This is a genomic window from Aeromonas sp. sif0611, assembly GCF_019218845.1.
GTDB classification, from domain to species: domain Bacteria; phylum Pseudomonadota; class Gammaproteobacteria; order Enterobacterales; family Aeromonadaceae; genus Aeromonas; species Aeromonas media.
Genome location: NZ_JAHUWU010000002.1, coordinates 236,492 through 248,616, shown reverse-complemented (window position 1 = coordinate 248,616; position 12,125 = coordinate 236,492). Strand labels below are relative to the sequence as shown.

The 12,125-nt window shown below is 47.8% G+C and carries 10 protein-coding genes and 1 pseudogene; all 11 read left to right on the top strand.

What is annotated here, in order from left to right:
- Positions 1-489 precede the first annotated feature (489 nt).
- A pseudogene (gene rfbB / locus KW824_RS06030) lies at positions 490-1,509 on the top strand (dTDP-glucose 4,6-dehydratase); the annotation flags it as partial.
- Between the two features lie 85 nt (positions 1,510-1,594).
- The gene (locus tag KW824_RS06025; protein ID WP_218409254.1) at positions 1,595-2,788 is read left to right on the top strand and encodes a UDP-N-acetylglucosamine 4,6-dehydratase; all 1,194 of its coding nucleotides are present in this window, start codon (positions 1,595-1,597) and stop codon (positions 2,786-2,788) included.
- Positions 2,789-2,797: 9 nt separating this feature from the next.
- The gene (locus KW824_RS06020) at positions 2,798-3,940 is read left to right on the top strand and encodes a LegC family aminotransferase (RefSeq protein WP_218409253.1); all 1,143 of its coding nucleotides are present in this window, start codon (positions 2,798-2,800) and stop codon (positions 3,938-3,940) included.
- A gap of 2 nt (positions 3,941-3,942) precedes the next feature.
- Positions 3,943-5,103: a UDP-N-acetylglucosamine 2-epimerase gene (gene neuC, locus KW824_RS06015; protein WP_218409252.1), complete on the top strand. Its 1,161-nt coding sequence runs from the start codon at positions 3,943-3,945 to the stop codon at positions 5,101-5,103.
- On the top strand, positions 5,100-6,173 hold the full coding sequence (neuB, locus tag KW824_RS06010) for an N-acetylneuraminate synthase (RefSeq protein ID WP_218409251.1): 1,074 nt from the start codon (positions 5,100-5,102) through the stop codon (positions 6,171-6,173). The genes neuC and neuB overlap by 4 nt, the downstream gene beginning before the upstream one ends.
- A complete protein-coding gene (locus KW824_RS06005; RefSeq protein WP_218409250.1) occupies positions 6,166-6,807 on the top strand; it encodes an acetyltransferase in 642 nt (213 codons plus the stop codon). Before neuB ends, KW824_RS06005 begins: the two co-directional genes overlap by 8 nt.
- A 12-nt stretch (positions 6,808-6,819) precedes the next feature.
- Entirely contained in the window at positions 6,820-7,872 is a 1,053-nt protein-coding gene (locus tag KW824_RS06000; RefSeq protein WP_218409249.1) for a nucleotidyltransferase family protein, read from the top strand.
- Positions 7,872-8,561 (top strand): cytidylyltransferase domain-containing protein, encoded by a 690-nt coding sequence (locus tag KW824_RS05995; RefSeq protein WP_218409248.1) that lies wholly within the window; start codon positions 7,872-7,874, stop codon positions 8,559-8,561. The genes KW824_RS06000 and KW824_RS05995 overlap by 1 nt, the downstream gene beginning before the upstream one ends.
- Before the next feature lie 79 nt (positions 8,562-8,640).
- Positions 8,641-9,891 (top strand): lipopolysaccharide biosynthesis protein, encoded by a 1,251-nt coding sequence (locus KW824_RS05990; protein ID WP_218409247.1) that lies wholly within the window; start codon positions 8,641-8,643, stop codon positions 9,889-9,891.
- Positions 9,892-9,896: 5 nt separating this feature from the next.
- Entirely contained in the window at positions 9,897-10,874 is a 978-nt protein-coding gene (locus tag KW824_RS05985) for a glycosyltransferase family 52 (protein WP_218409246.1), read from the top strand.
- A complete protein-coding gene (locus KW824_RS05980; protein ID WP_218409245.1) occupies positions 10,875-12,125 on the top strand; it encodes a hypothetical protein in 1,251 nt (416 codons plus the stop codon).

Here is a 12,125-nt window from a genome sequence, read left to right as displayed (position 1 = left end):
AAACCAGCGTCAGGCAACATTATGCCTTTCCTCGTTGGGATTAAGCTCAAATAGGTGAGAACTAACAACACTAATTTGGATTCAATAAGGCCCTTTTGCGGCAAGTGACCTGCGATGTTTTGACTGTTCATTCCCTGGTTAAAAGAGATAGAATCTGACCCAAAATCGGTTTTTGTGCTCTTTATTGCCCAAGATGTGAGCAGTGCAGGCGCCAAGAATACCTAGTGAGCAGTATGATGTGACGTCATTGTCAAACATCAACCAAAACAAGAAGCTGGAGGGTGTAATGACCAACAGCGCGCACAATCAGGTTAAAAGCAGCGTATTGGGAGCTGTAACTCAAGGGCGGTAGCTAACGAAACGGCCGAAAAGCATGCTGTGCCAGTTTGGTATTTACTCTTTGTTCTGTCGGCTCTGGGGTATGCGTTTTCTATCCTGCATGTTGTTTCTTCCCGCCAATCACTGGCCTTGCATGAATATCTATTTGATATGAAGATTCTTGTTACTGGCGGAGCCGGTTTTATCGGCTCGGCTGTGGTGCGCCATATCATTGGCCATACCCGAAATTTCGTTGTCAACCTCGATAAACTGACCTATGCCGGCAATCTGACATCCTTGCTGAGTGTGGCTGATAGTGAACGCTATGCATTCGAGCTGGTCGACATCTGCAACCGTGCAGAGCTGGATCGTGTGTTTGCCCTGCACCAGCCGGATGCCGTGATGCATCTGGCCGCTGAAAGCCATGTTGATCGTTCCATCACCGGGCCTGCCAATTTCATCGAAACCAATATCGTCGGCACCTATGTGTTGCTGGAAGCCGCTCGTGCCTATTGGAGTGACTTGGACGAGGTACGCAAGAGCACTTTCCGTTTCCATCATGTCTCCACTGACGAGGTATATGGGGATCTGCCCCATCCGGATGAGGTAAATGCTGACCACACTCTGTGGAGCGAGCCGCTGCCACTTTTTACCGAGCGAACACCTTACGCGCCCAGCAGCCCCTATTCTGCCGCCAAGGCATCAAGCGACCATCTGGTTAGGGCTTGGCACCGAACCTACGGGTTGCCCATTCTGGTGACCAACTGCTCAAACAATTACGGGCCTTGGCAACATGCGGAGAAACTGATCCCGCAAACCATCAATCATGCTCTGACTGGCAAGCCGATCCCCCTATATGGCAAGGGCGACCAGATCCGTGACTGGCTCTATGTGGAAGACCACGCCTGTGCCCTTTGCCTGGTGTTGTCGGAAGGGAAGGTCGGTGAGACCTACAATATCGGTGGTCACAACGAGAAGCGGAATCTGGAGGTGGTGCTGACCATCTGCGATTTGCTTGATGAGCGGGTACCCAAGGCCGGTTCCTATCGGGATCAGATCATTCATGTCGCGGACCGCCCCGGCCATGATCGTCGCTATGCCATCGATGCCAGCAAGATCTCCTCGGAACTGAAATGGCTACCGCAGCACAGCTTTGAGTCAGGAATACTCAAGACTGTCATCTGGTGTCTTTCCCAAATTTGAGAAATTAATTGAACTCATTGTTGACGTATTTTCATGTCCTTCCCGGGCTGAACTTCAAATTGGTATCTTTAATATGAAGAATAATATTTTGAGTCTCATTGGTCGAAATAAAGACCTGTTCGTTGATGACATTGGCAAAAATGAGCAAAAACTATCTGAGATTGTGAGTCAGTCCCGTTTTCTGGTTCTTGGTGGGGCTGGTTCTATTGGCCAGGCGGTAACCAAAGAGATCTTCAAGAGAAATCCACGTAAATTGCATGTTGTCGATATCAGCGAGAACAATATGGTCGAGCTGGTACGGGATATCCGTAGCTCATTCGGGTATATCGATGGTGATTTCCAGACGTTCGCGCTGGATATTGGTTCCATTGAGTATGATGCCTTTATCAAAGCCGACGGCGCCTATGATTACGTGCTCAATCTTTCTGCCCTCAAGCATGTACGCAGCGAGAAAGACCCCTTCACCTTGATGCGCATGATCGATGTCAACGTGTTCAACACGGACAAAACCATCCAGCAATCCATCGACATGGGGGTGAAGAAGTACTTCTGTGTCTCGACAGACAAGGCGGCGAACCCGGTCAACATGATGGGAGCCTCCAAACGCATCATGGAGATGTTCCTGATGCGCCGCAGCGAGCAGATTGCCATTTCAACCGCGCGTTTTGCCAACGTGGCCTTTTCCGACGGTTCCTTGTTGCACGGCTTCAACCAGCGGTTGCAAAAGCGTCAGCCTATCGTCGCCCCCAGTGACATCAAGCGTTACTTCGTGACCCCCCAGGAATCCGGGGAACTGTGTCTGATGTCCTGCATCTTTGGTGAAAACCGGGATATCTTCTTCCCCAAGCTCAGCGAGTCCCTGCACCTCATTACTTTCGCCGAAATCGCCGTGAAATATCTGGAGCAGCATGGTTACAAGCCTTATCTGTGCAAGGACGAGGCTGAAGCCAGAACCATGATGGCGAGCCTGCCTGAGCAGGGGATGTGGCCTTGCCTCTTTACCGAGAGCGATACCACGGGTGAAAAAGACTTCGAAGAGTTCTTCACCGACAAGGAAGTGCTGGATATGGCCCGGTTCGAGAACCTGGGCATCATCAAGAATGAACCCTCATATCAGAATGATCTGCTCAACCATTTCGAGCAGACCATTGCAGCCATGAAAACCAAACGAGCCTGGGACAAGAAAGAGCTCGTCGAGCTGTTCTTTGCCATGATCCCGGATTTTGGTCACAAAGAAACGGGCAAATATCTCGACGGCAAGATGTAAGGAATCGGTATGCATACTCAATTGATACGTTTTATTCGTGATATCTACAAAACCGATGACTTCATCCCTCTTCACGCCCCGACCTTTGCCGGCAATGAACGTCAATATGTGCTCGATACACTGGAAAGTACCTTCGTTTCCAGTGTCGGTGCCTATGTTGAGCAGTTCGAACAGCAAATAGCCACCTTTACTGGTTCTGCCCGTGCCGTTGCCACCATGAATGGCACGGCGGCGCTGCATATCGCGCTCTACATGGCAGGTGTGCAGGCAGGCGATCTGGTGATCACCCAGCCCCTGACCTTTGTGGCGACCTGCAACGCCTTGTATCACATGGGCGCAGAGCCCGTGTTCGTCGATGTATCACGCCAGAGCCTGGGCCTGTGCCCCATTGCCCTAGCCAACTGGCTGGAAGAGCATGCCTCGCGCACCGAGACAGGTGCCATCCACAAGACAAGCGGGCGTCGACTCAAAGCTGTCGTGCCCATGCACACCTTTGGTCATCCGGTTGAACTCGATGAGCTTGAGGCCGTGTGCCAGGCCTGGGGTATAGCGCTGGTGGAAGATGCAGCCGAAAGCCTTGGCTCCTATTACAAGGGCAAGCACACGGGGACGCTGAGTGCGTTTTCGGCCCTGAGCTTCAATGGCAACAAGATCATCACCACGGGTGGCGGCGGCATGGTGCTCTGCCAGAATGCCGAACAGGGGGCGCGCACCAAGCACATCACCACCACCGCCAAGGTGCCCCATCCATTCGAGTTCTATCATGATGAACCCGGCTTTAACTACCGGATGCCCAATCTGAATGCGGCCCTCGGATGTGCCCAGATGGAAGCCCTGCCGCAATTCCTGGCGCAAAAGCGGGCGCTGGCAATGCACTATGCCGAGTTCTTCAAGGGACAGGCGTGCCAGTTTGTGACCGAACCTTCTTACGGGCGTTCCAACTACTGGCTCAATGCAATTGTTTGTGAAGATCAAACCCAGCGGGATACGTTGCTGACCGAGCTGAACAAGGCCGGCGTCATGACCCGGCCTGTATGGAAGCTGATGCATCGTCTGCCCATGTTCTCTCATGCCTTGCGTGGAGAGCTTAACAATGCCGAGTGGTTGGAATCCCATCTAATCAACTTGCCCAGCTCGCCTGTCGAGGTCTGAACATGGCCAATACCATCGCCGTCTTTACCGGTACTCGCGCCGAATACGGGCTGCTCTATTGGTTGATGAAAGACATTGCCGCCGCTCCTGATCTGGAACTCAAGCTGATCGTCTCGGGCACGCACTTGTCCCCCGAGTTCGGTCTGACTTATCAGCAGATAGAGCAAGATGGCTTCAAGATCGATGAACGTATCGAGATGCTGCTCTCCTCCGATACCTCTGTCGGTGTTGTCAAAAGCATGGGGGTAGCCTTGCTCGGGCTGGCAGATGCGTTGGCCCGGCTGCAACCGGATGTGCTGGTGATCCTGGGGGATCGCTTTGAAGCGCTGGCGGCAGCCCAGGCGGCCATGTTGCAGCGCATACCGGTAGCACACCTCCATGGTGGCGAGATCACCGAGGGGGCTTATGACGACGCCATTCGCCATGCCATTACCAAGTTGAGCTACCTGCACTTCACTGCCGCCGAGCCCTATCGGCAGCGCGTCATCCAGCTGGGTGAGGCGCCGGAGCGGGTGTTTAACGTAGGCGCTGTCGGTCTGGATCACATCATCAAGACACCGCTGCTGTCCATGGACGAGCTGCAATCCTCCCTTGGGTTTACGCTGGAGTCACCGTTCTTCGTGGTGACCTATCATCCTGTGACCCTGGCTGATGAACCGGCCAAGCAGAGTTTCAACGCCTTGCTGACGGCGCTGGATAACTATCCCGACCATCAGGTCATCCTGACTTATCCGAATGCAGATGACGGTGGTCGCGCCATCATTCCACTGCTTGAGCAGTATGCGACAGCAAATCCTGCACGCGTGCTGGCCATCCCGTCTTTGGGTTACAGGCGTTACCTGAGCGCGGTGAAACACTGTGCCGCCGTGATCGGCAACTCGTCGAGCGGCATCATTGAAGTGCCTTCTCTGGGTGTCCCGACCATCAATATCGGCCAACGCCAACAAGGGCGCCTGGCAGCGAAGAGTGTGCTTCATTGTGACGCGAAGGCTGAGGCCATTACGCAATGCATTGCCAAGGCCTTGCAGCCTATGGGCCCGGATGCTTATGTCAATCCTTATGGTGCAGGGGACGCCAGCGGCCAAATCGTGGCACGCCTGAAGCATTTTGCCATCCCCACCATCAAACAGTTCCATGATCTCGACAGGAGTCCGTCGCCATGATCCGCATCATCGCCGAAGCCGGCGTCAACCATAATGGCGACGAAGCACTCGCCGTGGCGCTGATCGATGCCGCCCACCAGGCAGGTGTCGATGTCGTCAAGTTTCAGACCTTCAAGGCGGCCAATCTGGTGACTCGCCAAGCCAAACAGGCTGCTTATCAGACCGCCAATACCGGCAAGGAAGAGAGCCAGTTTGCCATGCTCTCCCGCCTCGAACTCTCGTTTGATGCCCATCTTCGCCTGATCGCCCATTGCGAGTCGCTCGGCATCGAGTTTCTGTCTACTGCCTTCGATACCGAGAGCCTGGACTTCCTGGTGAACCGGTTGAAGTTGCAGACATTGAAGGTCCCTTCCGGGGAGCTGACCAATGCCCCCTTCGTACTGGCCCATGCCCGTACCGGTTGCGATTTGATCGTCTCTACCGGCATGGCCACCCTGGCCGAAGTGGAAGCGGCCCTTGGGGTGATCGCCTTCGGATTGACCGCACCGCAGGATGCGCAACCGGGGGAGGCCGCCTTCATGGCTGCCTATGCCAGCGAGGCTGGTCAGGCCGCTCTTGCCAACAAGGTGACCCTGCTGCATTGCACGACCGAGTATCCGGCGCCCATGGTGGATATCAACCTCAAAGCCATGGATACCCTGTCGCACGCCTTCCGGTTGCCGGTCGGTTATTCGGATCACAGCCAGGGCATCACCATCCCGGTGGCGGCAGTCGCCAGGGGAGCCTGCCTCATCGAGAAGCACTTCACGCTGGATCGCAACATGGAAGGGCCTGATCACAAGGCTTCTCTTGAACCCGATGAACTGGCCGCCATGGTGAAAGGGATCCGCGATGTGGAGCTGGCACTTGGAGATGGCATCAAGGGGCCACGCCCGAGCGAGATCAAGAACAAGGAGATCGCACGCAAGAGCCTGGTTGCTGCCTGTGACATTGAGGCGGGGACCATCCTCTGTGCCGACAACCTCGCTATCAAGCGACCCGGCGATGGCATGAGTCCCTATGCCTACTGGCAGCTACTGGGGCAAGTAGCCAGACGTGCCTATCAGGCGGGTGAACCTATCCGTGAATAAGCCGATCATCGTTTTGGGGGCTGGCGGGCATGCTGCCGTACTGGTCGACATGTTGCGCAGCCAGGGAGTGGTTCCCATCGCCCTGGTTGCGCCCGCCGCAGGTACACCGCGCGCCGCGCTGGCCGATATTCCCCTCTGGCATGATGAGGAAATACTGACCCACCATCCGGATGAGGTGGTGTTGGTCAATGGCATCGGCTCCCTGCCGGGCAACCCGCTGCGCGCCACGCTGTTTGCCCGTTATCGTGCCCTTGGTTACCGCTTTGTAAGCGTCGTCAGCGCACAGGCCATGGTCTCTGACTACGCCGTGCTGGAAGAGGGGGCCCAGGTCATGGCGGGGGCCATCATTCAGGCTGGTACCCGGATAGGTGCCAACAGCATCATCAATAGTGGCGCCATCGTGGATCACGACTGCCATCTGGGAGGCGACAATCACGTCGCACCGGGCGCCGTGTTATCCGGCGGTGTGGTAACGGGTGAGAGAGTCCATATCGGTACGGGAGCTGCCGTGATCCAGGGCATATCAATTGGCTCTGATGCCGTGGTCGGGGCCGGCGCCACGCTGACGCGCCCTCTTGGAGAAAAGCAGATTGCATACGTTGCCCGTGGCAGCGTGATGCTTATCAAGCAGTAAAGGATGGATTGGATGAGCAAAAATTGGGAAAAAGTGGTGTTGTCGCCGGAACACTCGGTGCGTGATGCCCTGGCCGTGATCAATGAAGAGGCACTGCGGGTTTGTCTGGTCGTGGATGACGCGCGGCACTTGCTCGGCGTCGTGACCGATGGTGATGTTCGCCGCGCCATCCTGAACAATGTCTCACTGACGCAAAGCGTCACGGCCGTGATGAACCCCACCCCCATCACTGTCTCGGCCAAACTGACCCGTGCGCAGTTGCTGGAAACCATGCGCGAGCGCAGCATTCTTTCCCTGCCGGTGGTCAATGAAGCAGGCAAGTTGATCGGATTGGAAACCTGGGAGCAAGCCGCTCAGGTCCCGAGTTATGACAACCCCGTCTTCATCATGGCGGGGGGGTTTGGTACCCGGCTGCGCCCGCTCACCGACAGCTGCCCCAAGCCCATGCTCAAGGTGGGGGACAAACCTATTCTGGAAACTCTGCTCAGTCAGTTTCTCAAGGCGGGTTTCAAGAACATCTACATCTCCACCCACTACATGCCCGAGCAGATCACCGGCTATTTTGGTGATGGTTCTGCCTGGGGTGCCAATATTCGCTACGTGCATGAAGAGAGGCCGCTTGGTACAGGTGGTGCGCTGGGTTTGCTGCCTGCCGACATCCCCACCCTGCCACTTATCATGATCAATGGTGACGTGCTGACCACGGTGGATTTCAATCGTCTGCTCGATTTCCATAACAAATACCAGCCTGTGGCCACCATGTGCGTTCGCGAATATGACTATCAGATCCCCTATGGGGTGATCAGCGGAGACGGACACCGCATCCTCGAGATGCAGGAAAAACCCATTCAACGCTATTTTGTCAATGCGGGAATTTATGTGGTCAGTCCGGAATTATTCATGAATGTCCCAAGGCAAGAGCGAATCGATATGCCAACCCTGCTTGAGCAGCAAATCGCCAAGCAGGAAGAGGTATTGATGTTCCCCATTCACGAATACTGGCTCGACATTGGCCGTATGGATGACTTCCACAAAGCGCAGCTCGATATCAAGGGGTTGGTTTAATGTCCCTCAAAATTGCAATTATTCCTGCCCGAGGAGGCAGTAAACGCCTGCCAGGAAAGAATATTAAACCACTGGCGGGCAAACCACTCATCCGCTGGACAACGCAGGCCGCACTCGCCAGCGGTGAGTTTGACATGGTGATCGTCAGCACAGATAGCCAAGCGATAGCCGATGTTGCCATGCAAGATTCTGATGTCGTATTTCCTGGGTTGCGCCCTGTTGAGCTTGCCAGTGATACGGCCACGACCAACGATGTGATCTCTCATGTTGTGCAATGGGTAGAAGAACATTATGCGATGGTGGGCATGGTCGCAATATTGCAGCCGACATCACCATTGCGTACGGCACAGCACATAAAAGAGGCTGTGGCGTTGTATAAGAACAAAAAAGCGACTGCTGTGGTATCAGTTTGTGAACTGGAACATCCGATTCAGTATTGCAATAGATTACCGAAAGATAATAGTTTGAACGGTTTTATCACCCCTTCGGTTAATAAAAGAAGCCAGGATCTTGAGCCTTTCTATCGGCTAAATGGCGCTATGTATATAATTGAACGCCGCTTCGTAGGGTCTCTGTCCAATATATATTCAGACGGTGCCTTTGCATACGTAATGGATAAATATAGTTCTGTTGACATAGATGATAAGTTCGATTTCAAGATGGCTGAGTTTATTAAGTCTCATTTTTAATGTTAATTGGATACTACATTTTGAATGTATTATTATTCTTTCTTAAAGTGAAGATACGTTTTTCTATATCGAGTTTAATATGGGATTATTAAAACGCTCCAGCATTTATTTATTGTCAAATATACTGAATGCACTAATTCCATTTTTCTTATTGCCAGTATTAACGCGTTATCTAACACCAGATGAATATGGACAGATTTCCATGTTTCAAATTTTGGTGACAGGGTTGGCTGCATTGACCGGATTGAATTCTATTGGCGCTGCAAACCGTAAATATTATGATAATAATGAGGCATCATCACTAGAATTATTCAATGGTACTTGTGTTCATATACTATTACTTAGTACATTTTTCTTGGCTGTCGTCAGTTTTCTGCTTTCAGAGCAGTTGAGTCAATGGTTGAATATCCCTGAATCATGGATTTATTTTGCAGTGATGATTTCAGCTGCAAATTTTCTTATTCAATTAAGATTAGGTCAATGGCAAATACGAGAAAAGGCTATTGCATTTGGAGTCATGCAAGTCAGTCAGAGTATCATCATCATGATATTGTCGTTATTCCTGATCATCTGGTTGCAACAAGGAGCATCTGGGCGGGTTTACGCACTATTGTTAACTACAGTGGTCTATGGGCTTCTCGGTCTACTTCTACTTTACCGTGAACGATTGATCCTATTATTTCCTCTTCGGAAAAGTTTTTTTAAAGAAGCTTTATATTTTGGTATTCCACTAATACCACATGTAGTAGGTGTTTTTGTTCTGAGTTCGGTGGACCGATTTCTTATTAATCGGGAGTTGGGGATCGCTGAGACAGGTATTTATATGTTAGCGGTCCAATTGAGCTTGGGCATGGCAGTTGTTTTTGATGCTATCAATAAAGCAATGGTGCCATGGCTATTCAGAGCTTTGAAGGATAATAATCCTCTGCAACTCCAGAAAATAGTTAAGTTTACTTATATATTCTTTATCACAGTTTTCATTTTAGGTTGTTTATCATTTCTTGTTGGCCCTTGGGTGGTAACATGGATTGCAGGTGAGGCTTATCAGAAAGCTGGAACTGTAATCGGTTGGTTGTGCCTAGGACAGGCATTCGGTGGCATGTATTTAATGGTGACTAACTATCTGTTTTATGAAAAAAGAACAGGATTTTTATCTATCCTTACCATATTTTCTGGATTAGTTAATATAGTAGCATTGCTCTATCTTATCCCAATCAAAGGAATTGAAGGGGCTGCGATAGCATATTCAATTTCAATGCTTGTTCGATTTTTAGGAACATGGTTTTTGGTGTCGATATATTCTTCTATTTCTTGGCGAATTATGTTATGAGTGACATGAGTGTTATTTCTCTGGTAAAAATTAATGAGAACTGCGAGATAAAAAAAATACTACATGTTGAATCTGTATATGCGATCCTATTGTATTTAATTGTAAATAAAAGATTGGATGATACGTTGATTTTGACTAGTGATAACTTCCCGCATGAACTATCAGATCGAATTCCAAATATTATCACCTATAATAAAATAGCGCGTCCTAATAGATTCGATATATTTTTATCATCACTCTTCGGGTTAAAACCAAAATGTTTTAAAGAGATAAGTGTAAACTTGAATCTTTTTTCACAATGCACCTTGTATGGTCATGATCATCTTCCTTTATCGTTGATTTTTAGAAAAAGAGATATGTTTTTAATTGAAGATGGACTTTCTAATTATGTAGTGCGGCCGGGAATCTATAATAAAATTAAGGCTCACCTCAATATACTTCCGTATGGGTACAGAAAAAAAGTCAAAAAAATTTATTTAACAGAAATTATGGATTTACCTTTCCCATTGAAAGAAAAAATAGAAGTGCTTGACATAAGAAAAGGTGTAAAGGATAACATGGAATATATAAAAAAATTATTTCCACCATCTTGGGAAATAATTAAGGGGGCTGACATTTTCATCACACAGCCTCTTGAAGATATGGGGATTTCTGAACATGATAAAATATCTATATATAAGGAGTTGATAACAAAAAAAACGAATGAATGTAGACCTATATATATAAAGCCACATCCTAGAGAAACAACAGACTATGAGGATGTTTTTTCTTCTTATGATAATATCTATGTATTAGATGGAAAAATTCCTGTTGAAGTATATGTCTTAATATCTGAAGAGATTGAATCTGTTACAACATTGTTTTCTACATCCGCATATACAATAAAAAGAATTTGTCCAAATACTATCGTAAAATTCATTGGTACAGAATGGAATAAAACATTGAAAGATAAATTTGGGATATATAAAGCAGAGACGTTTTGAATGAATATTCTAAGTCGAAGCACTACTGTTGGTTATATTTCCAGTGTAGGGTTGTCATTAATATTACTGATGATGTTATATGCATCACCGATGATGGTGTTGTTATTAGTTCTCATCTATGTCTATGTTGTAAGAGGTAAGCGATTAGATAATTGGTTTGCATTCCTCTCGGCTTTATTTATTGCAACTGTGGCCTCTCTGGTTAATCCCAATGGGGAAGTTATAGGTGACGTAGTCAGATATTATAATCGTTATGACTATAATAGCGACTACTATATGTCATTGTTAGAAATGAAAGCGTATCAATATGCTCTGTTTAATATAATGGAGTATTTCGGATTACCTAATAGAACGTATACGTTTATTTCTATATTATTATTCAGCTTCAATATAATATCATCTATACTTAATATAACAACTGGTCTTAATGTTGAAATTAATGGTGTTAAGAAGAATGTTCTGTTTATTGTATTGTTGTTCTCATTTATACCGTCATCAATATATTTTTCCTTCGAGTATCTCCTCGCATTATCTTTTATTATACGCGGCTTGTCTTCAATTTTACTAAAAAGATATTTTCCTTTTTTATTTTGGAGTATTTGTGGAATACTTATCCATAATGGAACGTTCTACTTTATTGGAATTATCATTCTCGCTCATATAATTAGAAGGCGTAATTATACTTTTGCATTGTTACTTTCTAGTGTTATGCCATTGGCTCTATTTTTTTTGACTAGCCAAGCTCACGTTACTGGATTTGATTATCTTGATTTTTTATTTAAAAAGCTATATTTTTACATAAATGGGCCATGGTCAAGATATGAAACATTGGCAGATTATGATTACTTTACATATACTTTTTTAAGGCTCCTTTCATTTTTTTTGGTTCTATTTATTTTTATAAGATATAAGGTTCCTCATAAAGGATATACAATTTTAGTTTTAGTTATTTCTGTCTCCTCTATTTTTTTTCCTCCATCAAGAACATTGTTTTTCAGATATGTTTATTTTGGTGCCTTATTTTTAATCCCGGCCTATGCATATATCATTCTAAAACTAAAAATCAGTCAAAATGTGAAATATTTTTTCATGTTATTTATTCTGGTTAGTGGTTTTCAGTATATGAATTTATCTGTTTATAGGTTGGTTTCTGAACATGTAGAACCATTGGTTTTATTTGGCAGTATCGACAAAATAGCTAGTTATAGACTTAATGTACCTTTAGATAATTTGGGAAGTGAGAGAGAGTAA

What these genes read in the sequence shown, in the direction of transcription:
- KW824_RS05990 (WP_218409247.1), top strand. Translation starts at nt 8,641, where the DNA reads ATGGGATTATTAAAACGCTCCAGCATTTATTTATTGTCAAATATACTG.
- neuB (WP_218409251.1), top strand. Translation starts at nt 5,100, where the DNA reads ATGATCCGCATCATCGCCGAAGCCGGCGTCAACCATAATGGCGACGAA.
- KW824_RS06020 (WP_218409253.1), top strand. Translation starts at nt 2,798, where the DNA reads ATGCATACTCAATTGATACGTTTTATTCGTGATATCTACAAAACCGAT.
- KW824_RS06025 (WP_218409254.1), top strand. Translation starts at nt 1,595, where the DNA reads ATGAAGAATAATATTTTGAGTCTCATTGGTCGAAATAAAGACCTGTTC.
- KW824_RS05985 (WP_218409246.1), top strand. Translation starts at nt 9,897, where the DNA reads ATGAGTGTTATTTCTCTGGTAAAAATTAATGAGAACTGCGAGATAAAA.
- KW824_RS06000 (WP_218409249.1), top strand. Translation starts at nt 6,820, where the DNA reads ATGAGCAAAAATTGGGAAAAAGTGGTGTTGTCGCCGGAACACTCGGTG.
- neuC (WP_218409252.1), top strand. Translation starts at nt 3,943, where the DNA reads ATGGCCAATACCATCGCCGTCTTTACCGGTACTCGCGCCGAATACGGG.
- KW824_RS05980 (WP_218409245.1), top strand. Translation starts at nt 10,875, where the DNA reads ATGAATATTCTAAGTCGAAGCACTACTGTTGGTTATATTTCCAGTGTA.
- KW824_RS05995 (WP_218409248.1), top strand. Translation starts at nt 7,872, where the DNA reads ATGTCCCTCAAAATTGCAATTATTCCTGCCCGAGGAGGCAGTAAACGC.